28 protein-coding genes and 1 tRNA gene are annotated in these 25,107 nt (G+C 57.3%); 13 read left to right on the top strand and 16 right to left on the bottom strand.

Annotated features, from left to right (window positions below; all coding sequences use genetic code 11):
* The first annotated feature begins 527 nt into the window (after window positions 1-527).
* A complete protein-coding gene (locus NMB39_RS25185; RefSeq protein WP_494339929.1) occupies window positions 528-2,033 on the top strand; it encodes an ATPase domain-containing protein in 1,506 nt (501 codons plus the stop codon).
* The gene (locus NMB39_RS25180; RefSeq protein ID WP_198719273.1) at window positions 2,030-3,655 is read left to right on the top strand and encodes a diguanylate cyclase domain-containing protein; all 1,626 of its coding nucleotides are present in this window, start codon (window positions 2,030-2,032) and stop codon (window positions 3,653-3,655) included. The genes NMB39_RS25185 and NMB39_RS25180 overlap by 4 nt, the downstream gene beginning before the upstream one ends.
* A 124-nt stretch (window positions 3,656-3,779) precedes the next feature.
* Here the strand turns inward: NMB39_RS25180 and NMB39_RS25175 are convergent.
* A tRNA-Met gene (locus NMB39_RS25175) sits at window positions 3,780-3,856 on the bottom strand.
* Window positions 3,857-4,161: 305 nt separating this feature from the next.
* Window positions 4,162-4,713, bottom strand: a complete 552-nt coding sequence (locus NMB39_RS25170; protein WP_057013785.1) for an RNA polymerase sigma factor — start codon at window positions 4,711-4,713, stop codon at window positions 4,162-4,164.
* 265 nt (window positions 4,714-4,978) lie between these two features.
* Here NMB39_RS25170 and sctW point away from each other — a divergent pair, with 265 nt between their 5' ends.
* The 11 genes from sctW to sctU are packed head-to-tail and all read left to right on the top strand — an operon-like array spanning window position 4,979 to window position 15,110.
* The gene (gene sctW, locus NMB39_RS25165; RefSeq protein WP_494339930.1) at window positions 4,979-6,034 is read left to right on the top strand and encodes a type III secretion system gatekeeper subunit SctW; all 1,056 of its coding nucleotides are present in this window, start codon (window positions 4,979-4,981) and stop codon (window positions 6,032-6,034) included.
* A complete protein-coding gene (gene sctV, locus NMB39_RS25160) occupies window positions 6,031-8,124 on the top strand; it encodes a type III secretion system export apparatus subunit SctV (protein ID WP_057024847.1) in 2,094 nt (697 codons plus the stop codon). Before sctW ends, sctV begins: the two co-directional genes overlap by 4 nt.
* A gap of 34 nt (window positions 8,125-8,158) precedes the next feature.
* The gene (locus tag NMB39_RS25155) at window positions 8,159-9,064 is read left to right on the top strand and encodes an FHA domain-containing protein (protein WP_057024848.1); all 906 of its coding nucleotides are present in this window, start codon (window positions 8,159-8,161) and stop codon (window positions 9,062-9,064) included.
* Window positions 9,061-10,419: a FliI/YscN family ATPase gene (locus NMB39_RS25150; RefSeq protein ID WP_057024849.1), complete on the top strand. Its 1,359-nt coding sequence runs from the start codon at window positions 9,061-9,063 to the stop codon at window positions 10,417-10,419. Before NMB39_RS25155 ends, NMB39_RS25150 begins: the two co-directional genes overlap by 4 nt.
* Window positions 10,406-10,834, top strand: a complete 429-nt coding sequence (gene sctO / locus NMB39_RS25145; RefSeq protein ID WP_046070786.1) for a type III secretion system stalk subunit SctO — start codon at window positions 10,406-10,408, stop codon at window positions 10,832-10,834. The genes NMB39_RS25150 and sctO overlap by 14 nt, the downstream gene beginning before the upstream one ends.
* A complete protein-coding gene (locus tag NMB39_RS25140) occupies window positions 10,831-11,283 on the top strand; it encodes a type III secretion system HrpP C-terminal domain-containing protein (RefSeq protein ID WP_057024850.1) in 453 nt (150 codons plus the stop codon). Before sctO ends, NMB39_RS25140 begins: the two co-directional genes overlap by 4 nt.
* Window positions 11,280-12,293, top strand: a complete 1,014-nt coding sequence (locus tag NMB39_RS25135) for a FliM/FliN family flagellar motor switch protein (RefSeq protein WP_306957024.1) — start codon at window positions 11,280-11,282, stop codon at window positions 12,291-12,293. Before NMB39_RS25140 ends, NMB39_RS25135 begins: the two co-directional genes overlap by 4 nt.
* Window positions 12,290-12,946 carry a type III secretion system export apparatus subunit SctR gene (gene sctR, locus NMB39_RS25130; RefSeq protein ID WP_057024852.1) on the top strand — a complete coding sequence of 219 codons (657 nt, stop codon included), beginning with the start codon at window positions 12,290-12,292 and terminating at the stop codon, window positions 12,944-12,946. The genes NMB39_RS25135 and sctR overlap by 4 nt, the downstream gene beginning before the upstream one ends.
* 7 nt (window positions 12,947-12,953) lie before the next feature.
* The gene (gene sctS, locus NMB39_RS25125; RefSeq protein ID WP_057013794.1) at window positions 12,954-13,217 is read left to right on the top strand and encodes a type III secretion system export apparatus subunit SctS; all 264 of its coding nucleotides are present in this window, start codon (window positions 12,954-12,956) and stop codon (window positions 13,215-13,217) included.
* Between the two features lie 10 nt (window positions 13,218-13,227).
* On the top strand, window positions 13,228-14,016 hold the full coding sequence (gene sctT, locus NMB39_RS25120) for a type III secretion system export apparatus subunit SctT (protein ID WP_057024853.1): 789 nt from the start codon (window positions 13,228-13,230) through the stop codon (window positions 14,014-14,016).
* Window positions 14,013-15,110 carry a type III secretion system export apparatus subunit SctU gene (gene sctU, locus NMB39_RS25115; protein WP_057013796.1) on the top strand — a complete coding sequence of 366 codons (1,098 nt, stop codon included), beginning with the start codon at window positions 14,013-14,015 and terminating at the stop codon, window positions 15,108-15,110. Before sctT ends, sctU begins: the two co-directional genes overlap by 4 nt.
* On the opposite strand, the gene NMB39_RS25110 is transcribed toward sctU, so the two are convergent.
* The 14 genes from NMB39_RS25110 to NMB39_RS25045 all read right to left on the bottom strand — a co-directional run bounded on the left by NMB39_RS25110 (window position 15,111) and on the right by NMB39_RS25045 (window position 25,020).
* Complete coding sequence (locus tag NMB39_RS25110) at window positions 15,111-15,476, bottom strand: transcriptional regulator (RefSeq protein ID WP_082636719.1); 366 nt, start codon at window positions 15,474-15,476, stop codon at window positions 15,111-15,113.
* Window positions 15,473-15,676: an HrpT family type III secretion system protein gene (hrpT, locus tag NMB39_RS25105; protein WP_057024855.1), complete on the bottom strand. Its 204-nt coding sequence runs from the start codon at window positions 15,674-15,676 to the stop codon at window positions 15,473-15,475. Before hrpT ends, NMB39_RS25110 begins: the two co-directional genes overlap by 4 nt.
* Entirely contained in the window at window positions 15,673-17,811 is a 2,139-nt protein-coding gene (sctC, locus tag NMB39_RS25100; protein ID WP_494339931.1) for a type III secretion system outer membrane ring subunit SctC, read from the bottom strand. Before sctC ends, hrpT begins: the two co-directional genes overlap by 4 nt.
* The gene (locus NMB39_RS25095) at window positions 17,730-18,215 is read right to left on the bottom strand and encodes a type III secretion system chaperone (RefSeq protein ID WP_494339932.1); all 486 of its coding nucleotides are present in this window, start codon (window positions 18,213-18,215) and stop codon (window positions 17,730-17,732) included. Before NMB39_RS25095 ends, sctC begins: the two co-directional genes overlap by 82 nt.
* A gap of 1 nt (window position 18,216) precedes the next feature.
* Window positions 18,217-18,435 carry a hypothetical protein gene (locus tag NMB39_RS25090; protein WP_057024857.1) on the bottom strand — a complete coding sequence of 73 codons (219 nt, stop codon included), beginning with the start codon at window positions 18,433-18,435 and terminating at the stop codon, window positions 18,217-18,219.
* Between the two features lie 114 nt (window positions 18,436-18,549).
* Window positions 18,550-19,122: a type III secretion system stator protein SctL gene (gene sctL, locus NMB39_RS25085; protein WP_057024858.1), complete on the bottom strand. Its 573-nt coding sequence runs from the start codon at window positions 19,120-19,122 to the stop codon at window positions 18,550-18,552.
* Between the two features lie 24 nt (window positions 19,123-19,146).
* Window positions 19,147-19,512, bottom strand: a complete 366-nt coding sequence (locus NMB39_RS25080; RefSeq protein WP_306958611.1) for a type III secretion protein — start codon at window positions 19,510-19,512, stop codon at window positions 19,147-19,149.
* A 169-nt stretch (window positions 19,513-19,681) separates the two neighbouring features.
* On the bottom strand, window positions 19,682-20,467 hold the full coding sequence (gene sctJ, locus NMB39_RS25075; protein ID WP_198719261.1) for a type III secretion system inner membrane ring lipoprotein SctJ: 786 nt from the start codon (window positions 20,465-20,467) through the stop codon (window positions 19,682-19,684).
* A gap of 6 nt (window positions 20,468-20,473) precedes the next feature.
* Window positions 20,474-20,833 (bottom strand): hypothetical protein, encoded by a 360-nt coding sequence (locus NMB39_RS25070; protein WP_232923450.1) that lies wholly within the window; start codon window positions 20,831-20,833, stop codon window positions 20,474-20,476.
* 51 nt (window positions 20,834-20,884) lie between these two features.
* A complete protein-coding gene (locus tag NMB39_RS25065; protein WP_057024862.1) occupies window positions 20,885-21,064 on the bottom strand; it encodes a hypothetical protein in 180 nt (59 codons plus the stop codon).
* Between the two features lie 185 nt (window positions 21,065-21,249).
* Window positions 21,250-22,167 (bottom strand): sigma 54-interacting transcriptional regulator, encoded by a 918-nt coding sequence (locus NMB39_RS25060; protein ID WP_057024863.1) that lies wholly within the window; start codon window positions 22,165-22,167, stop codon window positions 21,250-21,252.
* 371 nt (window positions 22,168-22,538) lie between these two features.
* Entirely contained in the window at window positions 22,539-23,639 is a 1,101-nt protein-coding gene (gene ychF, locus NMB39_RS25055; RefSeq protein ID WP_057024864.1) for a redox-regulated ATPase YchF, read from the bottom strand.
* Between the two features lie 22 nt (window positions 23,640-23,661).
* Entirely contained in the window at window positions 23,662-24,246 is a 585-nt protein-coding gene (pth, locus tag NMB39_RS25050; RefSeq protein WP_003208389.1) for an aminoacyl-tRNA hydrolase, read from the bottom strand.
* Between the two features lie 168 nt (window positions 24,247-24,414).
* Entirely contained in the window at window positions 24,415-25,020 is a 606-nt protein-coding gene (locus NMB39_RS25045; RefSeq protein ID WP_494339933.1) for a 50S ribosomal protein L25/general stress protein Ctc, read from the bottom strand.
* Window positions 25,021-25,107 lie beyond the last annotated feature (87 nt).

The raw sequence follows: 25,107 nt of genomic DNA, 5'->3' as shown, positions 1-25,107 counted from the left end.
CTACAACGCCCGGTCGTCGCACGAAGGATCCCCTGCTGAAAATAGACCCGATGACCGAGAGAGCAGGGTGTACTATCGAGAAATAGCATCATGAAGTGATACTTACCCATGGAAAGGGATGATAGCCGCAGGATATCGGCATCGACGGCTAGACGCGCCGGGGACACTCCGACCGCCGAACAAATCGCTAATGCGGTCGTGGCAACATTCAGGGATATTTATACTACTCTCGCGCCGATTATTGGGCAGGAAGGCGTGTTTGCGCTGTATAGGCGAAGCGTCTTTATCTGTGCCTCTCGTCACACTTGTCTCTCCAGCCTCAACGACAGCCTCGAGAAAGACTTTTCTGGATTGAGACGCCTGCTCGCGCAACAAACCAGCGACACAGCCACAGCATACGGTGACGACTTGCTGAAGACTTTGAATGAGCTACTGATCTCGTTCATAGGATCTTCTCTATCCGTACGTCTGTTGCAGCCCGTTTGGGACAACTCTTTTAGCGACACCCCTGCGCAGGATACCTCGTCATGAATACCAAAGTGACAATCAATCGCTTGCGCACAGGTGTGCCAGGATTGGATGAGGTGCTAGGCGGAGGTTTGCCGGAGTTCTCGTTCAATTTGATTGCTGGTACACCGGGCTGCGGAAAGACAACGCTGGCGCATCAAATGATGTTCGCCCTCGCTGCACCGGAGCGACCAGCTCTGTATTTCACCGTACTGGGTGAGCCGCCATTAAAGATGTTGCGGTATCAGCAGCAGTTTGAGTTCTTCGACAACGAAGCAGTGACGCGTTCGATCCGGTACATCAACCTCGCTGGCGATACGCTTACTGGCGATCTGGATGAAGTTTTGCGACGGATTGTGGCCGAGGTTGAAGCTCATGGCCCGTCGCTAGTATTCGTCGATTCTTTCCGTTCAGTGGTGCTGGCGAGCAGTACGCAGAGCAACCCGAACAATAACCTTGCGCAGTTCGTCCAGCAGTTGGGCATGATGATGACGACGTGGCAGGCCACCACATTTTTGATTGGCGAATATTTTAACGAAACGCAAAGCAACCCTGTTTTCACCGTAGCCGATGGGCTCATTTGGTTGCACCAAAGCGTTAAGCGCAACTCTATAGTACGCAAAATGGAAATCATGAAGATGCGGGGGCAGCCGACGTTACCGGGCCTGCACTCTTTTCGCATCAGCAATGCCGGCATCAAGGTATTCGCACCAGCTGTTACCCCTGTTAAGTCAAGCAGGCCTGCCGAAAACTCAGAAGCACTTGATTTTCGTCTGCTGATGGGGAATGCGCACCTGGACGAAATGCTAGGCGGCGGTTTACCTCGAGGGTATTCACTGCTGGTTGCGGGCCCTTCGGGCTCTGGCAAAAGTATTCTTGCAACGACCTTCCTCGCAGAGGGGGCGAGAGGCGGAGAAACCGGCGTGATTGCCGTGTTCGAGCAGCGTCCGAACTATGCTCAAAATGCAACACTTGCAAACCTGATCAGCACCGGCCAAGTCGGTTTGGTGGATAGTCGTTCTCCTGATTTATCAATCGAGGAGGTCATCCATATGCTGCTTGCTGAGATCAAGCGTCTTGGAGCCAGTCGCGTGGTCATAGACTCTTTGTCAGGTTTCGAATTGGCCTTGGCACCGACCTTCCGGGAAGATTTTCGCGAGTCGTTGTCGTGCCTGGTCAGCTCATTGGCGAGCGTTGGTGTAACAGTGCTGATGACCTCGGAGCTCGAGGATCGCTACACGGACCTGCGCTTCAGCCCTTACGGCACGGCGTTTTTGACCGACGCAATTATTGTTCAGCGCTATATCGAAATTGAAAGTCGGTTGTTGCGAGTCATGGCAGTGGTGAAGGTTCGCGCAAGCCAGCACTCCCATGAGTTACGTCTGTACAAAATCGACGATCAAGGCATTCATATTGGCAAAATGCTTGTTGAGCGAGAAGGTCTCTTAGGGGGCCGCCCGACTCAGAAGAACAATCAGACGTCGATGCCGCGGTTTGAGGCGGATGAACTTGGGACGCTTTCGTGAACCGCAAAACGTACGACGATAAAAAAGCGCTCGCTGCTGCGAGTATCGAGCTGACTCAGGTTGTGCAGAAAACCCAGGAGGCTCGCCTAAAGCTTGATGCTCTTGAGCAGAAAGTCGTGAACACTCAGTCCCAAGTGCTGGAAAAGCAGCAGTCCGGGCAGTTAATCGAGGCCAATGAACAACTGGTACTAGCGCTTCTCCAAGCCCAAATTGGCGTTGAACAGGCAGCCACTGCGCTACGTGAGGTTTCTCACGCCGCGCAGCTCGATGTATTGACGGGGCTTCCCAATCGCAGATTGCTACTCGGACGGTTAGCCCAGGCGATCGAAGATACGACGCCGGAGGGAGAGGGGCTGGCTGTACTCTTTTTGGATCTGAATCACTTCAAATTGATCAACGACACGTTGGGGCACAGTGTCGGCGATGAAGTGCTCAAGGAAACTGCACTGCGACTGAGTGGCGCGGTACGCAAGAATGATACGGTTGGACGATACGGCGGGGACGAGTTCATTATCTTGCTGGTAGGCACTATCAGCCATGCCGATGTATTGGGTATCTGCGAGAAGATCATCAAGGCGCTTGGAGTGCCACATCCTATCGGGAATCAGATTCTGCAACTGGCAGCGAGTATCGGGGTGAGTTATTACCCGAAAGATGGCGATGACCCACACACATTGATCGATTGCGCTGACGCGGCGATGTATCGGGCAAAACGGCATGGTATAGGGGTAGCTTTTCACAGCACCGACTTGCCTCCAGTACTGTTGCCTACCCACCTCCCAATTATCCCGGCACAAAAAAAACCGGGCGCTCACCACCCCATAGCCTCAGGAGAACACGAAAGACGCCGTGCTCAATTGCGAGAGGCGAACGAGCAGTTAGTATTAACCGCACTCAACGCGCAACAGCTCCAGGCCGTTGCGGAGGGCGCCCTGGATAAGCAGAAAAAAATTCTGGCGATGGTTGCCCACGAGTTGCGCGATCCTCTGACACCGCTAACCCTGGTGGCGGGGATGCTGATGCAGTCCTCCCATGAACGGTTGGCGACCATACAGGCGATTATTGAGCGTCAGACAAGCCATATTGCGCGTCTGGTAGACGACCTGATGGACGTATCCATGGCCCAGACAGGCAAGCTCAGACTGAACTTCCAGCCTGTAGACATAGCAACGATCATCGATGAGGCCGTCGTCGTTTGTCGTCCTGCGATCGACTTACGCTTTCAGCAACTTGTAGTGCGCAAGCCAAGGCGCCCGCTGATGATCAATGGTGATCAGCTCAGATTGACGCAAATTTTATGCAACCTGCTTGGCAATGCCTCCAAGTACACACCCAATCATGGTTCGATCAAGCTGGTTATTGATGCTGGTGCCGAGGACATTACCTTGACCTTTTCCGATACCGGTATAGGTATTAGTGCTGAGGTTCTGGCTTTTATTTTTGATCCCTTCGTTCAGGATGCCCACGCCATTGGGTTCAACGGCACAGGCCTGGGGGTTGGTCTGTCAGTCGTTCGCGAATTGGTCGAGGGGCATCGAGGCTCGGTGAACGTGTTCAGCGGCGGCCTAGGGCTCGGCAGCACGTTTGTCGTCACGCTACCGTTGCCCCCGCAGTCCAAATAACTGTTTTGTGAGGGGGGCAGCTATAGGGATACAAGGAGAGGTATCTAGAAAACAAGAAAGCCCGCACTAGGCGGGCTTCTTGAGGTGATTCATAGACTGCTGTAGACATCTATGGATCGGTACTTGGTGGCTACACAGGGACTTGAACCCCGGACCCCAGCATTATGAATGCTATGCTCTAACCAACTGAGCTATGTAGCCAAGTGGCGCGCATTATTCGCCTGGAACGGCAATGCGTCAAGCCTTTTTATCGAAAATTTTTCTACGCTTTCAACTGTTTAACGGAAAGTGCTGCTTTGGGCGACGGGCGGCAGGGGGGGCGAGCCTCTCATTCGTCAATCCAATTCTCTACAGGCACGGCTCTGATTCTCCGTGGAGTCGGCATGGATCGTGTTGGCCGCAGCCGAGGCCGTGCCGGATACGCTTTGGCTCGTTCGGTAATGCACCAGGCCTGACGGTGTTGGGCAGATATCCCTGTCGCCCAACGCTTGACCGGTTAAGCCAGGTTACTGCTGCATTGTGTTGTGAGTGACCCGCTTGAGTTGCTCACGTGCCCGGGACAGGCGCGAGCGAACGGTGCCGATAGGTATGTCCAATACGTCGGCGGTATCCTGGTAGCTGCCATCGGTCTCCAGTGAGGCATATAACGTTTTGCGCATCTCGGTCGGCAAGTGATCAATAGCGCTCAGGGTATTTTCCAGGCGCCGGTTGATCTCAAACTCCCAGTCCAGGCTGTTGTTTTCTTCCTGGCCGTGCCACAGCGACTCATCGAACTCGCAATGCGCGGGCTTGGCATACAAGCGTCGAAAGTGATTGCGGATCAAGTTCTGCGCGATGCCGCACATCCAGGTGCTGAGCGTTGCAGTGCCACTGAAACGCTCGCGATTACGCCAGGCTTCCAAGTAGGTCAATTGTAGAAGGTCATCCGCATCTTCCGGGTTGAGCACGCGTTTGTGAATGAAGCGACGGAGTTTTTTCTGTTGGTCGTCTGTCAGGTGAAGCATGAATTGAGGCGAGCTGCCAACAAGGTGAGCTATAGCTCCAATAGGGATATTCATGATGTTTTCCTTAAGGTAGACGCTGTCGAAATGATTTCGACGGCTACCTCTTTTGCACCGCCTGTGCCAACGGAGAATCTGCTTCTAACCATCTGTTTTATATGAATAAATACTTTATGGTGGTGATGCTTTTGTGCAGCAGTTTGCAAAAGGCATCAGAGGCTCGTGCAGGTTTTTTCACGCTGTCCGGTGGGCCGGATTTCGATGGAACCATCTGCGCGGGCTCTGCCACACAGGGATAATCTCTTCCTGTACTGGCCTGCCCATGAAAGTCGAATCCACCAACGAAGTGCCAACGCCCCCTCGATTGGAACTGAACACCGTCAGCCCGGTCGCCAAGCCTGAGCCGGGCAAAGGTATCGATGATCTTTTTCTGCAATTCAGCCAGGAGGTAGAGCCCAACAGCCGCACGTTGGACAAACGCAAAATCGGGGTGCGTGTACCCCCGGTCCAGGCGTTCTCGCAGCTGTATGAGCAGCTGGGTCATCCGGCCCAGGAAAGTTTTTCGGCGATTGCACGACGGGTCAGGCTGCAATTGCTGATGCAGCCCAGCGTAGATAAATTGCTGGAATCCACTGGCGGTGACCCGGCCCGTACCTTTGTGGTACTCAAGTCGGTGTTGGAGCAGGCCGATGCTGAAGCGCGCAAATCCGAAGCCGCCCTGGCGCGGGATGCCATTGCCAAGTTGGAGATCCGCTTCAAAGGCCAGATCCAGGCAGGCTTGAATATTGCCGTGGCCTTGCAGAAGGCCGGTGGCGATCCCGAGGAGCGCCAGGCGCTACGCGCGCTCTATTACGCCAGTGTGGTGACGCGGCAATCCCTGGCGAGCATGATGCAGGCGCTGTTGGGCGTTTACGGCGACGACCGCTTTGCCCACGGGCTGAATGTGATGTCCAGTGCCTTGACCGCCGACATCGCTGCCCATGTCTCGTCTCTGCCTACGGCAATGTTGCGCACCCTGCTGGTGGGGCTGCGTAGTTGCGGTGCATTGAGCGGGGTGTTGTGCAGCTGCCGTGACTTGACCCATAACCTGGCGATTGAGCTGCATGCGGTAAACCTGCTGCAGCGCCTGCTGGGCTACGCCAGCACCGGCATTGCCTCAAATGAAGTGATGCGCCTGGCCGACGACATGGGGGGCAACACGTCCACGCTTGTGTCTCTGAATATGCTTTACCCACTGTTTCAAAGCTTGCCGCTGGCGCTATGGCCGGATAGCCGGTCTCGCCAAGAGGCGCTGCATAATTTCCTGTTGGTGATGGATGAGCTTGCCCGTCAAGAAGGCAAGAACCCTCGCTTTCCCGACTCGAGCATTCTGGCGTGAGCGTGCTGTCCACCATCAACGGCGTATTGCTCAAGCTGGCGCAGCGTGCCGAGGTCTTGGGCGCCGTGGTGATCATGGCGATTGTGTTCATTTTCATCGTGCCGCTGCCCACCTGGCTGGTAGATATCCTGATTGCACTGAATATCTGCATTTCCTGTCTGCTAATCATGCTGGCGCTGTACTTGCCCGGGCCTTTGGCATTTTCTTCCTTCCCGTCGATTCTGCTGCTGACCACCATGTTTCGCCTGGCGCTGTCGATCGCCACGACACGATTGATCCTGCTTGAACAGGACGCCGGCGATATCGTCGAGGCCTTCGGCAACTTCGTGGTCGGCGGCAACCTGGCGGTGGGTATGGTCATCTTCCTGATCCTGACCCTGGTCAACTTCCTGGTCATCACCAAGGGCTCCGAGCGGGTTGCCGAAGTGGCGGCACGCTTCAGCCTGGACGCAATGCCTGGCAAGCAGATGTCCATCGACAGTGACTTGCGTGCCGGCTTGATCGACGGCGAGCAAGCGCGCGACAAGCGTGAACAGTTGTCTCGCGAGAGCCAGTTGTTCGGTGCGATGGATGGCGCCATGAAATTCGTCAAGGGCGACGCCATCGCTGGGTTGATCATTGTGGTGGTCAACCTGCTGGGCGGGTTTTCCACGGGGATGTTCCAGCACGGATTGAGCGCTGCCGATTCAATGGCGCTGTATTCGGTACTGACCATCGGTGACGGCTTGATTGCGCAGATTCCCGCGCTGCTGATCTCCCTGACCGCCGGCATGATCATTACCCGTGTGGCACCGGACAGGCACAAGGGCGTCACGAACATGGGGGCTGAAATCGCCCGGCAGATGACCAGCGAGCCCAGGAGCTGGATGATCGCATCGGTGGCGATGCTGGTGTTTGCGATCGTGCCTGGCATGCCGACCCTGGTGTTTATCCTGATCTCGATAATGACAGGCGCCCTGGGTTATTACCTTGACCGTCGGCGTCGTAGGCAAGCGCAGCCAGAAGCCGAAGCCGTCGAGGCCCCGCGGCCGGAAGAAAACGGCAAGGAGGACTTGCGCGGGTTCGATCCGTCCCGGCCCTACCTGTTGCAGTTTCCCTCGGCCTTGCGAGGAACGCCTGAGGTGACGGATCTCATTCATGGAATCCGTCAGGTGCGAAACTCCCTGGTTGCCAATATCGGCCTGACATTGCCGCCGTTTGAGGTCGAGATCGATGACTCACTGGCCGCCGATGAAATGCGCTTCTGCGTGCATGAAGTGCCTATGGTCAAGGCGTCGGTGGTCCAACGAGTGGCCGTGGCTCGCGCTGCGCTTACGGTTGAGCCTGAGCATGGCATACCGGGATTGGCCGAGCGCAATGAACAGGATTGGCTCTGGCTGCCACCTGATGACCCATTGCTTGATGACTCGCAGCTGGAGCGCTTCAGTGCGACAAGCTTGATCGTCGAGCGCATGAAGCAGGCGATGATGCTCAGCGGGCCGCAGTTCCTGGGGATCCAGGAGAGCAAGGCAATCCTCAGTTGGCTTGAACACAATCAACCTGAGTTGGTGCAGGAACTGCAACGCATCATGCCGATATCGCGCTTTTCGGCGGTGTTGCAACGCCTGGCCAGCGAAGGGGTTCCACTGCGCGCCGTGAGGCTGATTGTCGAGTCGCTGATCGAGTATGGCCAGCATGAACGCGAGCCGGAAGCGCTGGCCGACTATGCACGAATTGCCCTCAAGTCGCAGATCTTCCATCAGTATAGCGAGGCCGATGGCCTGCATGCCTGGTTGTTATCGCCGCAAACCGAAAACATCCTGCGCGAGGCTCTGCGCCAGACCCAGACGGGCGTGTTCTTTGCACTCGACAGCGACAATAGCGCGGCGCTGGTCAACCTGCTTAACCAGGCCTTCAGTGCCCGGGCCAAAATTAAAAGCGTGATGTTGGTGGCGCAAGACTTGCGTAGCCCTTTACGGACCTTGTTGCTCGAGGAGTTCAACCATGTGCCGGTGCTGTCCTTCGCCGAGCTGGGGAGCAATTCCAAGGTGAAGGTGCTGGGGCGTTTTGATCTTAGCCAGGATGAGTTGATGCACGGGACGTTGGCATGAACACATCGCTACTTGAGTATGGGGGGACGCACTGATGTTCGAACTCCGGGTGTTGGACGGTTTGCATCAAGGGGCCGCGCTGCCTTTGTTTGGCGAGCAATGGAGCCTTGGCGCCCACGGGGATGCCGATCTTTTGCTGGATGATCCAGGTATCGCCGAGCATCACGCGCGCCTGCTGTTGGCCGATGGTCGGTGGTCGGTGCAGGCTGAGGCTGGGCTGTTGAAAAACAGCGATGGGCAAATGTTGGCGCAAATCAGCGATCTGGCGCTCAACACTGCGTTTGTCATTGGCAGTGTCAGCTTGTGTGTCAGCCCGGCTGATCAGCCTTGGCTACAAGCGTCGGCGCCCAAGCAAGACAGGCAGGTCGTGCAACCTGAGCCCCAGACGTCGTTGCCATTGACCCTGTCGTCCATTTCGTCGACGCAGCAAAAAGGCTTGGTAAGCCTGCTTCTGTTATGCGCTGTAATCATCATGGCGGTTGGTATTATCTTCAGTGGCGAGCGCGAGGCCCAGGCATCGTTGATGCCGGCAGTGATTCAGAAGCCCGGGCTGGATTCGCCCTCCGAGGTGCGCCAGCAACTGATTAAGATGCTCACCGAGCGCGAGCTGCTCCAGCGTGTCAGCTTGCAGATCGTCAACGACCAGATAGCCCTCAATGGTGTCGTTTCCCAGGAAGAAGTGGAACTGATCGCGCGTATGCTCGACCGTTTTGCCGAGCAGTTCGATACCGGCGTGCCGGTGATCAGCCGCGTACGGGTTCGCGACGGCAGGTTGCCGTTCAGGATCTTGCAGATTGTCGGTGGCCCGAACGGCCATGTGGTACTCGAGGAGGGAACCCGGCTGTTCGTGGGCGATGAAGTGGATGGCCTGCGCCTGGTATTGATCGACAACAGCAAAGTGGTGTTCGACGGCGAGCAACGTTATGAGGTGGGCTGGTGAGGGGGTCATTGCAGGAGCGCCTGGAGGCTTGGCAACTGAACCAGTCCCAGGCGCTGGGCAGCTTCGCCCCGGTCACGATGCGCGGACGCATTCAGCGCGTGAACGGCATGCTGCTGCAATGCCGATTGCCCCAGGCCCGTATCGGTGACCTGTGCCAGGTCGAGAAAACACCAGGTGACTACATGCTGGCGGAGATCATCGGGTTTGACCAGCGCGATGCAGTGCTGAGCGCCCTGGGCAATCTGGAAGGCGTGCGCGTGGGTGCCAGCGTTGAGCGGCTGGGGGTGCCACACCAGGTACGGGTCGGTGATGAGTTGCTGGGGCAGGTGCTGGATGGTTTTGGTCGCCCGATTGCGGGTGACGGTGCCGGCGCATTCGTCGAAGCGGACGCACCTGATGCGACCCCGGTGTTGTGCGAGGCGCCCCTGCCTACGGAACGGCCGCGGATCAACCGCGCACTGGCGACGGGCGTGCGCTCGATTGATGGGCTGATGACGCTGGGGGAGGGCCAGCGTGTCGGGCTGTTTGCCGGCGCCGGTTGCGGCAAGACCACCTTGTTGGCCGAGATCGCCCGTAACGTGGAATGCGATGTGATCGTGTTCGGTCTGATTGGTGAGCGGGGCCGGGAATTGCGCGAGTTTCTCGATCACGAACTGGATGAACAGTTGCGGGCCAAGGCGGTGTTGGTGTGCGCCACCTCTGACCGTTCAAGCATGGAGCGCGCGCGCGCCGCGTTCACGGCAACCGCGCTGGCCGAGGGTTTCCGGCACAAGGGCCAGCGGGTTTTGTTGTTGATCGACTCCCTGACCCGCTTCGCCAGGGCGCAACGCGAAATCGGCCTGGCTGCCGGTGAACCCTTGGGGCGTGGTGGTTTGCCGCCGTCGGTCTATAGCTTGTTGCCGCGGTTGGTGGAGCGCGCCGGGTTGACCCGCGAAGGTGTGATCACGGCTATTTACACGGTGCTGATCGAGCAGGACTCCATGAACGATCCCGTGGCGGATGAAGTGCGCTCTCTGCTCGATGGTCATATCGTCCTGTCACGCAAGCTGGCCGAGCGCGGTCACTACCCGGCGGTCGACGTCCTGGCCAGTCTTTCGCGGATTTTAAGCAATGTCGCTGAGCCCGCGCATATCCGTGCCGGTACGGCGTTGCGGCGCCTGCTGTCGGCTTACCAGCAGATCGAGCTGATGCTCAAGTTGGGAGAGTATCAACCCGGCAACGATGCCCTCACCGACCTGGCAGTCGACAGTCGGCAGGCGGTAGACGGGTTTCTGCGCCAGGACTTGCGGGAACCTTCGCCGCTAGCCGTCACCATGAACCAACTGACTGAGCTGACTGCCCATGTCCCATTCTGAAATGTTATCGGGTGAAATCGATACCTTGCGACGCCTGCGCCGACATCGTGCCGATCGTGCGGAGCGTGCGTTGCGTGAGGCAAAACGGGCTCAGCAAGCGCTGGTCGCGCACATCCGCGAAATGCAGGAGGTGCTCGAGCGGACTCGCCAGGAAGAGGCCCGGCAATGTGCGCAACTATTGAGCGAGCACCAGGGGCAGGTGGTGACGTTCAAGGCGCTGAAGAACTGGAGTGCCAAGGAGCAGGAATTGTCGGCGGGTACGCAGCGCGAAGAACACCAATTGCTGCGGCTGCAAGGGCGGCAGCAAGAGCAGGTGGTGCAGGTCAACCAGGCGCAAAAGCAGGTCACTTTATGCTTGCGCCAAGTAGAAAAAATTCAAGAGTTGTCTGATTTACTGCGGCAGGAGCCGATATGAAACAGGTTGCAGTTACGACACCTGAACGTCAGCGCCCGCGCGATGAGCGTGCACCCGAGTTCAGTGCCTTGGTGCCTTGGGAGCAACGGCGACTGTTTAGCCAGTTGTTTGACGATGATGGTCAGGGCGAGGGCGGATACGGAGCTTCTCTGAACGGAATCAAAGCGTCGGGCGATGTCGCCATGATCGAGGCGCTGACCGAGCAGTTGGCGCCGCGAATGCTCGTCGGTCCGCAGTGGCCGTTGATGGCGGTCTTTCACCTCGGACGCCTTGGGCGGATCAATGCCGATATTCGTCGAGAGCAGGGCAGTTGGAGCGTTGAGCTGGACGCGGAGCAAGACGCTTCGGCGCGCTGGCTCAGTGGGGTGCGCCAACAATGTGAGCAACGTCTGGCTGCGAGCATGGGTCAGCCCGTGAATTTGTACTTGGCCAGATCGGCGCAGGCATGATGCTGCCACCTCTTATATTTCCTACGTTCAAGGCTGATATCGCGGTTGCCCGACAGCGGTTGGGGCACGGGATGCGTATGCCGTTTGAAGTCGCCGGCTCAAGTGGCGAGTTGAAAATGGAGCCTGGTGCTGCCCCTGTGGGTATCCAGCCGCTCTGTTTCGAAACCGCCTGCGGGGTATTGGCCTTCAGCGAGCCGGGACCGCAATTGAGCTTGATGGGTGAATGCCCGGTGACACTGGCGCAGGCCGGCAACGATCCGGATGCCTGGTTCTGGGCCTTGTTCCAGCATCATCTGAGCCCCCAGGTGCAGGCGCTGTTTGGTCATCTGCGTTTACTGCCAGGCACCCGGCCCTTGAACTTTGGCTGCCGATTCTGCGTGACGCTCGGCGCGTCCCGTGTTGCAGGCCACCTGTGGCTATCCGTCGATAGCTTTCTGGCGTTATGCCAGGCAGGGCCCTGGCGCCCCATGGCCAAGCCAATGCCGACGCAGTTTCAACTGGCGATTGACGTGACGCTGGGGCGCCTGCAGTTGCCAGTGCACCAATTGCACAGCTTGCGGGCCGGTGACGTGCTGATGCTTGAACAGGCCTTTTTCAGCGCGTCGGGAACCGGTCATGTACAGGTTGGCAAACGGCGCCTGGTGGGCTGGATTGACGCCGAGTCCGGGCCGATGCGCCTGACCCTTACTTCTATCGAGGACATGCTTGTGGACGAGGATTTTGCAGCACAGCCCTACTCAGGGCATGAGGATGAGACGGCAGTGACGGATGTGTTCGGGCATGAGCCGTTCGATGAATTGAGCATGGCGCTCAATGTGCGTTGCGGTACGCTGAATCTGACGCTCGGCGAATTACGCAACCTTGCACCTGGCGCGGTGTTGGGAGTCTCCGGGTACGCCCCCGGCACAGCCGGCCTCTATTACGGTGACCGCCCTCTCGGCCTGGGCCAGTTGGTTGAAGTGGATGGGCGACTGGGGCTGCAGATGTCTCGCGTGATTTTTTCTCGATGAGTAGTTTCCAGGGAATAGATCCGGTCGTCCTGGCAATATTTCTCGGGGCGCTGTCGTTGATGCCCATGCTGTTGGTCGTCTGCACCGCGTTTCTGAAGATCGTGATTGTGTTAATGATCACCCGCAATGCCATCGGTGTGCAGCAGGTGCCTCCAGGGATGGCGATCAACGGCATTGCGCTGGCGGCGACCCTGTTCATCATGGCGCCTGTCGGTTACGAGATGGCCGAGATCGTCAAGGTGTCCCCCCTGGACCTGACCAGCGTGGGCGCACTCCAGCAGACGGGAATGGAAGCGATCAAACCATTGCGCACCTTCATGCTGCGCAACAGTGCCCCGGATATTCTGACCCACCTGCTGGAGAACTCCGAGCGCATGTGGCCGGCGCAGATGGCGCAGGAAGTGCAGCGTGAGGACCTGATCCTGCTGGTTCCAGCCTTTGTACTATCGCAGTTGCAGGCGGGGTTCGAAATTGGCTTCCTGATCTATATCCCTTTTATCGTGATTGACCTGATCGTCTCCAATCTCCTGCTTGCGCTGGGTATGCAAATGGTTTCGCCCATGACTATTTCCCTGCCGCTCAAATTGCTCTTGTTCGTGATGGTATCCGGGTGGTCGCGATTGCTCGACAGCCTGTTCCTTTCCTATCTCTGAGTGGCTTATGGAACCGATCGTACTGTTCAAGCAGGGCATGCTGCTGGTGGTTATGTTGACGGCGCCGCCGCTGATTGTGGCGGTGGTGGTGGGGGTCCTTACGTCCCTTGTGCAAGCGCTGATGCAAGTGCAGGACCAGACACTGCCTTTCGGTATCAAGCTGGTGGCGGTGGGTATCACCTTGATCATGACCGGTCGCTGGATCGGTGTGGAGCTGGTCCAGCTCATGAACGTGACCTTCGACATGATCGGTCGTTCGGCCCTGCACTGAGGTCTCGCCTGTGCTGCTATATCTTGAGTATTTGCCCAGCTTGCTGGTCGCCATGGCGCGTATCTACCCCTGTGCCTTTCTCGTGGCGGCATTCTGTTTCCAACACATACGTGGCATGCCCCGGCACACTATCGTGATGGTCCTCGCACTGCTGCCGGCGCCGGCTGTTCATGCGGCGTTGGAGGGCCAGGAGCTCTCTGCGTTAATGATCGGTGGGTTGGTTCTGAAAGAGCTGGCCCTGGGAATTTTGATGGGCGTATTGCTGTCGATGCCGTTCTGGATGTTCGAGTCGGTTGGTGCGCTATTGGATAACCAGCGTGGCGCCTTGGCGGGCGGCCAGCTCAACCCCTCGCTGGGGCCGGATGCAACGCCGGTCGGGCACTTGTTCAAGCAACTGGCGATTTTTCTGTTGATGGCCAGCCTGGGGCTGGGAGCGTTGACCCAAGTGATCTGGGACAGCTACCTGGTGTGGCCACCGACGGTGTGGTTTCCGCTGCCCGCTGCCGATGGGTTCAGTACATTTGTCGACCTGCTCGGGGACACGTTCACGCACATGGTGCTTTATGCCGCCCCCTTCATTGCGGTACTGCTGTTGTTGGAGTTCGGCATTGCGCTGCTGGGGGTCTACAGTCAGCAATTACAAGTGAGTACCTTGGCGCCGCCCCTCAAGTGCCTGGCGGGTATTGGTGTCCTGCTGCTGTACTTTGCGTTGTTGCAGGACCTGATTGTTGGGCGCATGGGCTTGCTCACAGACCTCAGGCACTCCCTGGGGGGATTGTTCAAGGTTTCGGTGCCATGAGTGATTCAGGAGAAAAAAAGCACCCCGCGTCAGCCAAGAAACTGCGTGATCAGCGTAAGAAAGGGCAGGTCGCCCAAAGCCAGGATGTAGGTAAGTTGCTGGTGCTGACGGCCATCACTGAAATCGCCTTGTTTACCGCCGAGACCAGCCTGCAACGTTTCCAGCAACTGATGTTATTGCCGATTTCACGCTCGACCCTGCCTTTCCCGCAGGCGTTGGAAGAAGTAATGGTCGAAAGCGTGATGATGTTCTTCTCATTCGCCCTGCTGATGGCTGCGGTGGCGATTATTACTAAGCTGGTCAGCAGTTGGATGCAGTTTGGGATCCTGTTCGCCCCGGACACCCTCAAGCTCGATTTCAACCGTCTCAATCCGCTCAATCAACTCAAGCAAATGTTCTCGGTACAGTCGTTGATGAACCTGTTGATGAGTGTGGTCAAGGCGGCGCTCCTGGGCCTGATCCTGTACGTGGTGATCTGGCCTTCCCTGGGCGTATTGATCAACCTGGCCACCAGCGACCTGCAGAGCTACATCCTGGCATTGATCGCTTTGTTCCGCCATTTGCTGCATGCCTGCCTGGGGTTATTGTTGGTGCTGGCGCTTATTGACCTCACCATGCAGAAGTACTTCTTCGCCAAGCGCATGCGCATGACTCAAGTGGAAGTCGTCAAAGAGTACAAGGATATGGAAGGCGACCCGCATGTGAAGGGGCAGCGCCGCGCCTTGGCACAGCAATTGGCCCAGGAGGAGCCGAAGGTCAAGCTGCCCAAGCTGGAGGAGTCCGACATGCTGGTGGTCAACCCGACGCACTTTGCCGTGGCCTTGTATTACCGCGCCGGCGAAACGCCGCTACCGCTGTTAGTGGAGAAAGGTACCGATGATGATGCCCGTGCGTTGATCGCCCGGGCCAAGAGGGCGGATGTGCCCGTGATCCAGTGTGTCTGGTTGGCACGTACGCTGTATACGAAGAAGCTGGGGGCGAATATTCCTCGTGAAACCTTGCAAGCCGTGGCGTTGATCTACCGTACCTTGCGCGAGCTTGATGATGAAGCCAAGCGTGAGACCCTGGAGTTGCCAGAGCTTGATCTACGTTGACTAACGTTGGGGAGGCGCATCCAGGGTTGCAAGATTGGCCAGCGACAACATTCGGCTGAGGGTCCTGTCGAACAGGGTGCGCTGCGGGGGCAGCGCATGCCAGATCACCAGGGCGTCCTGCGCGTCGATGTAGATGAAGCAACCATCGAATGCCACGGCTTGCTCGAAACGGCGCTCCAGCACCTGCTGTAATTGTAACGGTCGCAATGTTTCGCGTGTCACGTGCAGGGCCAGTCCTTGGCAGGCTCCGGCCTGCATGCCACTGACTGTCACGCCTGGGGCAAGTGCCAGGTGAGCGGCAGAGCCGCCCACCAGGCTGTCGAGGAAGACCTGGCGCTGATCGTCCGGCATTCCTTGAGCGCTCATCGCTCCAGCGACACCGTCTGATAGTCCGCCCGTTCCCCCGCGGGGCCGGGTTCGACGCGCATTTGCGGCGGCCACCAGATCACCAGCTTATCCTTGGTCGATTGGGGGCGTGAGCAGGAGTCGCCCTTGCAGGTGGGCGTACAGCCGACGACGAGCAGTGCCGCGCCGATCAGTGAGGCGTATAGCAAGCGGTGTTTCATGGCTTGGCCTTCTGGGTTGGAGTGATCAGAGAGGGGCGCGGCACGCTGAGGTGTTCATCCTTCACCACCGGACGCATGGCGATGAACACTTCTGCTTCTTCACCTGGCTTGAGCCAGGCCCGTGGCCAGACACTGACGGCCAGGGTTTGTGCATTACTGCATTCCTTTTCGTCGATACGCACATTGCGGTTGAACTGGTTGCGCAGCACCACCACTGCCACGTTGTACTGCGGGCCGGCATACCACTGGCTGCGTTCGGTGTTCAGCGCCAGCAAGTTGCGAGTGCTGCACAATGTGTTCAGCCCCAGTGGCATCGGCGCTGCCTTGAAGGCCTTGGGCACTTCCCCGCTGACCAGGTGCGCCAGGGTGCTGATAATGTCACTGCGCTTGATCACCGGCTGGTGAGGGTCATAGCGCCTGACCAGTGGCGCGAGAGCGGCCTGCAATTCGACCTGGTCGGCCTGCGGCAAGTAGCGTGACGGGTCGGCCTGGTCGCCAATGACGCGGGGCGTGAGGATGAACAAGCGTTCACGCCGATTGTTCTGTCGTTCAGTCGAGGAAAACAGTGCCTTGCCTAATAGCGGGATATCACCCAGCAGCGGTACCTTGCTGAGTCTGTCCGTGCTTTCGGTGACATGGAAACCGCCGACTACCAGTGAACGTTTTTCCGCCATGATGGCCTGGGTGCTGACCTTGCCTCGGCGCACATCGAAGCTGTCGGGGGTGGGGTTGGCTTCTTCGAAGTTACCGTCCTCGATATCTACCAGCAGCTGGATTTGGTGGCCTCCACGGCTAGTAATCACGCGTGGCACTACCTGGAAGCTGGTCCCTACGGTAATCGGTAGAATCGTTGCGTTTTCCCTACCGCGAGACAGGTATTGGGTTCGGTTGAAATCGATCACTGCTGGCTGGTTTTCCAGCGTCAGCACTGACGGATTGGACACCATGGTTGCCAGGCCCTTGGCCTCCAGCGCGCGTATGTCAGCCTCGAAGCGGTCACGGTTTCTAATGGTCAACTGAGTGTTGCCGGGAGCCACATCGGCCCCACCACTGAAGCGACTGTTCTGAAAGCCCCACTTCACACCGAATTCGCGTAGTTGCGTGCGCTCGATATCGAGGATGATCGCATCGATTTCCACCAGTTTACGCGCCACATCGAGTTGGGTAATCAGCTCTCGGTACATCGCCTGCCGTTCCGGCACGTCATAAATCAGGATGGCGTTATTGCGCAAGTCGGCTTCGACGCGGATACGGGCTGGGCTGACGGGGGCCCGCGGGGTGATTGAGATGCCTGCATCGGGCGAGCCGTTCACCCCGTTTGTCGCGGGCGACCCGAGCATTTGCCCCAACAACGGGTTGCTCAGGCGTGGAGCCAGCGGGGTAACGAAAGGGGGCTGGGTGGTGGAACGTTGTGCCTGCGCCGAAGATGTCGAGGGTGAGCGCGGCTCCAGCAGCCCTCGGAGCATGGTGGCCACACCAGGGATGATGATTTTTTCGTTACGGTATTCCATCTGGCGATCCGCCGCGCTGGCGAATTTGAGCGGATAGCTCAACACGCTCTGTTTTTCATCCGCGGAACGGCGCTGGCTGCTGAATCGCTTGATCTGTTCGATATAAACCTTGGGGCCGGAGACCAGCACGACTCCGTCCTCCGGCAACTCGCCCCAGCCGAACCGACTGTCGAGCAGGCCTATGTCGGTGAGCGCCTGCTTGAGATCGGAAATGGTCTCGGAAGAGACCTCCAGGCGCGCGGAGTCTTGCTGGTCGAGGGTGCTGACATAGAGTGAGTTGTTGTACATGTACCATTGGAAACGGTGCTCGACCCCGAGCCGGTCGAGCAATGATTGCGGCGTGTTGGCGCGTATCTTGCCATTGACGTTACCTTCGAGCAGGCCCTCGACTTGAAGTTGCGTACCAAACGTCTGGGCAAAATCCTCCAGCACTTCGCGTACGGGTTTGTGCTGTGCTTCATAAGCGTAGGCAGTGTTTTTCCATTCGGGCGGAATGGCGGCCAGCGTGCTGTCCAGTGGCAACAGCCATCCGGGTAGCAGGATCAGCCAGCCCCAGGCGGCGCGACGGGTGGCAGTAGATAGGTGAGGGCGCAAGCGTTTGTGCTTGTCGATTTTATCAGGCATGGGAAGGTCTCTGGTTGATGCGGTATCGAGCGCAGTGACGTGGGGACGAATGCACGTGCAGGCCGGGCCTGGCGTGCCACGATGGCGCGCCAGGTGTCGCGTTGGTTAAGAAGGGATTCGAGGCACTTGGCGGGCTGTTCGCGGTGGTCCATCTCCACACATTGAACAAGCCAAAGCGTGCCGGTAGTGGGTGACTGCGCCAGTGCGCCCTGGAAATAGCTCAGGCTGGGGCCTCCCAGGCGCATCCAGGTGCGCAGCGAGGCGTTGTCCTCGCCCGCTTTGGTCAACTGGACCTGTATCAGCAGTTTGTTCGAGACGCGCAGAAAGTTGATTTCGTCGTCATTCTCGAACAATGTGAGCTGCTCTTCGTGGCCGTTTAACCAGCCGCCAATGAGTGCGTGCAACTTACTGCACACCATCCAGGGCTGTCTTAAGCAGCGTATGCCTGGAGCGGACTTGTTCGTTGAAAGCGATGATGGAGAGTTTCTGTTGTTTCACTAGATCGCTGAAATACTCGATGTCGCCATCGAATGATTCCGTGTCTTTATAGGCGGTATTCACACGCTTGGTGTCAGATTGAACCTGCTTCAACAGGTGAGTGTTCAGGTTTCCGTAGAAGTCCATGAGTTTTACTCCAGATGTGTCTGAACTGTGTGGCGGGTTGTTTGTCACCAGTTCCATCGGCGGACATGTTTTTTAAAAATATCGCTGCCTTCATCGCTTTTTCGTTGATGTTTCCTACGCGCTCGCAAACAAAATTTCGCGCATTGATGCCCAGTCGATGCGGAAGTCGCCTTCGTCTGTTTCCAACAGCAACGTTTGAGGTTTGACCTGGTCATCAGGACGAAGCCTCCAAAGCGTAGAGTCCAGTTTGGCCAAGGCTTGGGCGATGTGATCGTGCTCAAGGGGGTGGCAAACCAGCGTTGCCTTGATCGGGGGGATTTGCGTCGCTACCAGCTGTTTAATCAATGCCGAAAGGCGTTGGGGCTGAGGCACTTCCTCCAACAGGCAGTGGAAGGCTTGGTTGGCGATGGAAGTGGCGTAGTGCTCAAGGTTGTCGCACATCGCCTGGCGTTGGCGCTCCCAGGCGCTGAGCTGCGCGTTGGCCCGTGACCAGAAGTCGAGACTGGCCTGTTCAAGCAATTCTTCGCGGTGTTCAGCCGCCTGGTGCAAGAGTTCGTCGGCTTGGGCCTGGGCGCTACCCAGTAGCTGCCCGGCCCGCGAGCAGTCGGCAAGCATTTCCCGGGTAATCAAAACCTTTGGCTGCCCGGGGGCACCGTTGTGCAACTCAATTCTGCGTAGGGTCAGCATGGACAAGGCTCCGATTTTTTGCAGTTAACGATGGGTGAGTTCGCTATGCGTTGCGGCGATACGCCAGACAATGGCTTGCCAGAGCGTATTGAGCCGGCCATGGGCGTCGTCAAGTGACAGGTATGTGCTTTCAATTGCCTGCACCCGATGGGGGACCAGGCGCAACCGCAGACGCTGCCAGACAGCAGGTTCGACCCAGGCCCGCAGCAATTGCAGTGGATCGTCGTCCGGTTGCAGCAAGGCCCCGGGATGCAGAGCCTTGGCAAGGCGTTCGCACCACTTGCGGTGTTCGTCGCACAAAGGGCTGTCGAGGTTGGGATGGCACGTGAGATCCAGTAGCGCTATTGCCAGATCAATCTGCTCCGGTGATGCCAGTGCCAAGCCAAGCACCGTTGCACACGGGGCAGGAGGCAGGCACGGCTCTATGCCCAAGGCGGCACATGCCAGCCCGGGCCGGCTGCGACACAAGGGCAGCACTGCGTCATAGGCGTGGGTGCTGGTTGCCTCCGGGTGCGAAGATAGCCAGGGGCTGGCCCACCATTGTGCCCAAGCCAGGTGATCACTCATTCGTCAATTGAGCCGGGGCGACAGCTGGCTTTGACCGTTGTCCCCTTATGCGCCAGAACAGCGCAGCGACCAGCATCAGTATCGCGCCGGTAATCAACAGGCCAATACTGGTGCGCCAAAAACTAACGTCGTCCTCAGGGACCAGGAAAGGGCCGAAATACATCAACCGTTGTTGTTCCTGATAGACCGCCGCCGGCACAAAAACAACCGTGAGCTTTTGGGCGTTATCCAGTGCGGTGCTCATGCCGGGAATACTGCTGGCTACCATCCTGCGTACACGGGCCCTGATACTGTCGGGCTCCAATCGCGGATCATGCTTGATGAACACCGAGGCGGAAGCGGGTTGGACGGGCTCACCGGGAGCCACGCGTTCGGGCAGCACTACGTGCACACGAGCGACGATGACGCCATCGATGTTCGACAGGGTCGCCTCCAGCTCCTGGGACAGGGCATAGATGTATCTGGCACGCTCTTCCAGCGGTGTGGAGATGACGCCTTCCTTGCGGAAGGTATCCCCCATTGTGGCGCGTGCGACCTTGGGCAGCCCTACGGCCTCCAGCGTGCGAACGGCGCGACTGATGTCGGCTACGTTGACCCGAATCACCACGCCGTCCTTGGCAGGCACTTTTTGTGCGCGTATGTGTTTGTCAGCCAGTTCCGCGATGACCTCGTTGGCGTCCTGTTCGGACAGTTGGCGATGCAGTTCGACACTTTCGCCGCAGCCGCCCAGTATCAACGTCAGCGAGAAAATTAATCCGATAGACAGAAAACGAATCATTTTTTCCTACTGTAGGTTGCTGACTTTTTCGAGGCATTGCGCACCCTTGCCGACGCACTTCACCAGGGTTTGGGTCAGCAGTACTGAGTCTGAAAGATGGGAGGCATAGTTGAGTCGATTTTTTTCCTTGAACTCATTGTTGAAGTCCTTGAGGCCTTTGCTCATGCCGCTTTTCGCCTTGTCCAGATGCTGCAAAGCATCGGTCAGGGCATTCGATGATGGTGCGGCGGTAACCCGTTGCATCGAAGGTTCCAATTGCGAGCTGAAAAAGCTCACATCTTCGCTGTGGTGCGTAGATGGGGTAGGGGGCTTGCGGGCTGTCAGGCCGTTTTGATATTCGCGTAATACGTCGACTTCTATTTTCATTAGACCTCCTGGGGAGAACCGCCCTTTAGTGATAAAGGGCGGTCAAGCTACTTAACGTATTGCGTCGATGTTCTTTTTCTTCTCAGTGATCTTGAAGGACTCAATACTTTCCTTCAAAGATTCACGAGCTGCTGCTTTCCTTTCCTGCTTGAGGTCTTCGTTTTCGCCGCCGCTGGAGCTCTGGATAGGGGGTTGGTAGGTGTTTGCGCTGGCGCCAGTAACATTGCCCATAGTTAAACTCCGCTATTTAAGAAATGATATTTGAGCCCGATGTTCTAGTTTCAGTATTGATGCTTCCAATAGGTACTAAATATATCAGGCTCGTACTTGTGTGGCTCAGGCTAGAATATGGTTCCAATTTTTACTTGGAGGATGTATCTGGAGGTTTCTTCGATGCATATCGGCTGGGCAATGCGCTACTGTATTTCTAACTGTTTCATCCGATAGTAGAGCGTTCGCTTCGCCATGCCCAACTCTGCCGCCACCTCGTCCACGCAGTAGGAATGGCGTCGCAAAGCCTCTTCAATCAGGGCTTTCTCGATTTGTTGCAGGCGCTCTTTCAGGTTCGTTGGCGCGTGTGTAGCGTTCGAGGGGGAGTCTGAAAGCGGCGCCAGTCCCAGCACGAATCGCTTGGCAGTGGAGCGCAGTTCACGCACATTCCCCAGCCAAGGATGGCACAGCAACTGTTGGACCAGCTCGCTGCAAGGGGCTGGGGCCAGGCACTTATAGTGCTCGGCTTCCTCTTGAATCATATTCAGGAACAACGGGACGATTCGGTCACGGCGGTTACGCAGCGGAGGAAGATTGATGTTCACTACGCTCAGGCGAAAATACAAGTCGCGCCTGAACTTCCCTTGCTCGACCATCTCATGCAGCGATTGCTGTGCAGAGGCGATGACTCGCATATCTACCGGGATGAACCGGGTGGAGCCCAGGCGTTCGACGCCCCGTGACTCCAGCACACGTAGCAGTTTGGCTTGCATGGAAAGTGGCATGCTGTCGATTTCATCCAGATACAAGGTGCCCAAATGTGCGGTTTCGATAAATCCCGCGCGTGACTGCACTGCTCCGGTGTAGGCGCCGCTGTTGACGCCGAATAGTTGGCTCTCTGCAAGGCTTTCCGGGATGGCGGCGCAGTTGACTGCGACAAAATGACCGCGTCGACCCGACAAACGATGGACTCGTTGGGCCAGGGTATCCTTGCCAGTGCCGGTTTCTCCCAGTAACAAAATATCGATATCGAGCGCTGCAGTACTCTTAAGCGTACGCTCGATGTCCAAGGCTTCAACGGAGGGGAGGTATGTCTCATTTGTTATTGTGTAAGAAGCTGACATAGTCCAGGTGCTCCACTATCGCTATCACTTCACTGTTGATAGAACGCTGTTGGCGTGCAGCCAGTAGAGCCTAAATAATCCAAAAAGTCATCGTGTCTGTTAACGTGAAAAGGCTGAAAAATAACGTGAGAAATATTAACTAATTCAGTGCGCTGTTTTGTTCAAGTGGTTTTTCGGTGGTTATAGTGTGTTTAGCGTAGGAGAAAACTTAAAGGCGGGGGATTGCGTGGATAAGTTGGTTTAGTGCCCTGGGTAAGTAGTTTTTTCATACGTTGAATTTGCACTTGTTTCGAATATTGAAACAAACAGCCACAAAAAAACCGATGCAATGCATCGGCTTTTTTTGTTCGGTACAGGGGTTACAGGTCTACTTATACGTTGAAGCGGAAGTGCATGACATCCCCATCCTTGACAATATAGTCCTTGCCTTCAAGGCGCCATTTACCGGCTTCCTTGGTTCCAGCCTCACCCTTGTACTGGATGAAGTCGTTATAGGCGATGACTTCGGCGCGGATGAAGCCTTTTTCGAAGTCGGTGTGGATCACGCCGGCAGCCTGTGGCGCAGTCGCACCGACCTTGACGGTCCAGGCGCGGACTTCTTCGACACCGGCGGTGAAGTAGGTCTGCAGGTTGAGCATCTCATAGCCAGCACGGATCACACGGTTCAGGCCAGGCTCTTCCAGGCCCAGAGCCTCGAGGAACATGTCTTTTTCTTCGCCGTCATCGAGCTCGGCGATTTCCGCTTCGATCTTATTGCACACCGGAACGACGATGGCGCCTTCTTCCTCGGCGATGGTCTTGACCACGTCGAGAAGCGGGTTGTTCTCGAAGCCGTCTTCGGCAACGTTGGCGATGTACATCACCGGCTTGGTGGTCAGCAGGTGGAAGCCCTTGATCACAGCCTTCTCGTCAGTGCCCATGGTCTTCATCAGGCTGCGTGCCGGCTTGCCTTCGGTGAAGTGAGCGATCAACTGCTCCAGCAAGCCCTTCTGGACCACCGCATCCTTGTCACCACCCTTGGCGTTGCGTGCGACTTTCTGCAGCTGCTTCTCGCAGCTGTCAAGGTCGGCGAAGATCAATTCCAGGTCGATGATCTCGATGTCGCGTTTCGGGTCGACGCTGTTGGAGACGTGGATCACGTTCTCGTCTTCAAAGCAGCGGACCACGTGGGCGATGGCGTCGGTTTCACGGATGTTGGCCAGGAACTTGTTGCCCAGACCTTCGCCTTTCGAGGCGCCGGCGACAAGGCCAGCGATGTCGACGAATTCCATGGTGGTCGGCAGGATGCGCTTGGGGTTGACGATCGCCGCCAGTGCCTCCAGGCGTGGGTCCGGCATCGGCACGATACCGCTGTTGGGCTCGATGGTGCAGAAGGGGAAGTTCTCTGCCGCAATACCGGACTTGGTCAGGGCGTTGAACAGGGTGGATTTGCCGACGTTGGGCAGGCCGACGATGCCGCAATTGAATCCCATGGTGTTTCCCCTCGGGTAAAAGTCAGGCCTTCTGGCTGTGCAGGTTTTTCATCGCGCGGTTCCATTCACCAGCGAAGATATCCGGCAGCACGCCGAGGGCAAAATCGATGCTGGCATCGAGTTTTTCCTGTTCGGCGCGTGGCGCACGACCCAGGACGAAATTTGAAACCATACTGGCAACGCCTGGGTGGCCAATGCCGAGCCGCAGACGGTAAAAAGTGTTCTGATTGCCCAACTGCGCGATGATGTCACGCAGGCCGTTGTGCCCGCCATGCCCGCCGCCTTGCTTGAGCTTGGCAACCCCGGGTGGCAGGTCCAGTTCGTCATGGGCCACCAGGATTTCTTCGGGTTTGATCCGGAAGAAGCCCGCAAGCGCCGCGACAGCCTGGCCGCTGCGGTTCATGTAGGTGGTGGGAATCAGCAGACGAACATCCTGACCCTGGTGCGAGAAGCGCCCGGTCAGGCCGAAATATTTGCGATCGGCCACAAGATTGACGCCTTGGGCGTGGGCGATGCGCTCAACAAAAAGGGCCCCTGCGTTATGCCGGGTCTGTTCGTATTCGGCGCCTGGATTTCCCAGACCAACGATCAGTTTAATGGCAGTCACGACAGGGGCCCTTCCTTTGGAGTTGTGGATAACATCGCCTGACCTGAGTGCGGCGAAAGTGGACGACAGGAGCTCACTTATCCAGAGATAAACTTCGCGTTATCGCCCGCTTTCTCGCTACGTTTCGGTCCGCGATGTTTCCTCAAGCTCCTTTCGTTGCAGAGAGCATTACTCTGCAGCGGTTTCGCCTGCTTCATCTTCTGCTACAACACGTGGCGCGTGGACGCTGGCAACAGCCTTGTCGTCGTTGTGAGCCAGTGCAACGAACTCAACGCCTTTAGGGGCTTTGAGGTCGGACAGGTGGATGATGGTGCCGATTTCAGCAGCCGACAGGTCGACTTCGATGAATTCAGGCAGGTCTTTCGGCAGGCAGCTTACTTCCACCTCGGTAGCAGTGTGGGAAACAACGCCACCTTTCTTGACCGGAGCTTCTTCACCAACAAAGTGCACAGGCACGATAGCGGTCAGTTTCTGACCGGCTACAACGCGTACGAAGTCAGCGTGCAGTACGTGGCCCTTGGAAGGGTGGCGCTGCAGGGCCTTGATGATAACGTTCTGCTTCTTGCCGCCAACGTTCAGTTCGATAACGTGGCTGTAGGCAGCATCGTTTTCGAGCAGCTTGGCTACTTCTTTAGCCAGCATGCTGATGGACTCAGGGGCTTTTTCGCCACCGTAGACTACAGCTGGAACCAGGCTTGCGAGACGACGCAGGCGGCGGCTCGCACCTTTCCCCAGGTCGGAACGCACTTCAGCATTCAGGGTAAAATCGTTCATGTTGTATCTCCAAAATAACCACATTCGCCCCAGCGTTTGCGACCAGCGCTAAAGGCGATATGGGCAAAAAAGCCCCGCCCCAACAGA

This window comes from Pseudomonas sp. FBCC-B545 (genome assembly GCF_059134095.1).
Note: the sequence above shows the minus strand (reverse complement) of the source record. Positions and strands in the feature narration are given on the sequence as shown.

Bases quoted from the DNA above. Each gene is read 5' to 3' on its own strand.
- NMB39_RS25185 (WP_494339929.1), top strand. From the start codon at position 528: ATGAATACCAAAGTGACAATCAATCGCTTGCGCACAGGTGTGCCAGGA.
- NMB39_RS25170 (WP_057013785.1), bottom strand. From the start codon at position 4,713: ATGAATATCCCTATTGGAGCTATAGCTCACCTTGTTGGCAGCTCGCCT.
- sctW (WP_494339930.1), top strand. From the start codon at position 4,979: ATGAAAGTCGAATCCACCAACGAAGTGCCAACGCCCCCTCGATTGGAA.
- NMB39_RS25155 (WP_057024848.1), top strand. From the start codon at position 8,159: ATGTTCGAACTCCGGGTGTTGGACGGTTTGCATCAAGGGGCCGCGCTG.
- sctO (WP_046070786.1), top strand. From the start codon at position 10,406: ATGTCCCATTCTGAAATGTTATCGGGTGAAATCGATACCTTGCGACGC.
- NMB39_RS25140 (WP_057024850.1), top strand. From the start codon at position 10,831: ATGAAACAGGTTGCAGTTACGACACCTGAACGTCAGCGCCCGCGCGAT.
- NMB39_RS25135 (WP_306957024.1), top strand. From the start codon at position 11,280: ATGATGCTGCCACCTCTTATATTTCCTACGTTCAAGGCTGATATCGCG.
- sctR (WP_057024852.1), top strand. From the start codon at position 12,290: ATGAGTAGTTTCCAGGGAATAGATCCGGTCGTCCTGGCAATATTTCTC.
- sctS (WP_057013794.1), top strand. From the start codon at position 12,954: ATGGAACCGATCGTACTGTTCAAGCAGGGCATGCTGCTGGTGGTTATG.
- sctU (WP_057013796.1), top strand. From the start codon at position 14,013: ATGAGTGATTCAGGAGAAAAAAAGCACCCCGCGTCAGCCAAGAAACTG.
- NMB39_RS25110 (WP_082636719.1), bottom strand. From the start codon at position 15,476: ATGAGCGCTCAAGGAATGCCGGACGATCAGCGCCAGGTCTTCCTCGAC.
- hrpT (WP_057024855.1), bottom strand. From the start codon at position 15,676: ATGAAACACCGCTTGCTATACGCCTCACTGATCGGCGCGGCACTGCTC.
- sctC (WP_494339931.1), bottom strand. From the start codon at position 17,811: ATGCCTGATAAAATCGACAAGCACAAACGCTTGCGCCCTCACCTATCT.
- NMB39_RS25090 (WP_057024857.1), bottom strand. From the start codon at position 18,435: ATGGACTTCTACGGAAACCTGAACACTCACCTGTTGAAGCAGGTTCAA.
- sctL (WP_057024858.1), bottom strand. From the start codon at position 19,122: ATGCTGACCCTACGCAGAATTGAGTTGCACAACGGTGCCCCCGGGCAG.
- sctJ (WP_198719261.1), bottom strand. From the start codon at position 20,467: ATGATTCGTTTTCTGTCTATCGGATTAATTTTCTCGCTGACGTTGATA.
- NMB39_RS25070 (WP_232923450.1), bottom strand. From the start codon at position 20,833: ATGAAAATAGAAGTCGACGTATTACGCGAATATCAAAACGGCCTGACA.
- NMB39_RS25065 (WP_057024862.1), bottom strand. From the start codon at position 21,064: ATGGGCAATGTTACTGGCGCCAGCGCAAACACCTACCAACCCCCTATC.
- NMB39_RS25060 (WP_057024863.1), bottom strand. From the start codon at position 22,167: ATGTCAGCTTCTTACACAATAACAAATGAGACATACCTCCCCTCCGTT.
- ychF (WP_057024864.1), bottom strand. From the start codon at position 23,639: ATGGGATTCAATTGCGGCATCGTCGGCCTGCCCAACGTCGGCAAATCC.
- NMB39_RS25045 (WP_494339933.1), bottom strand. From the start codon at position 25,020: ATGAACGATTTTACCCTGAATGCTGAAGTGCGTTCCGACCTGGGGAAA.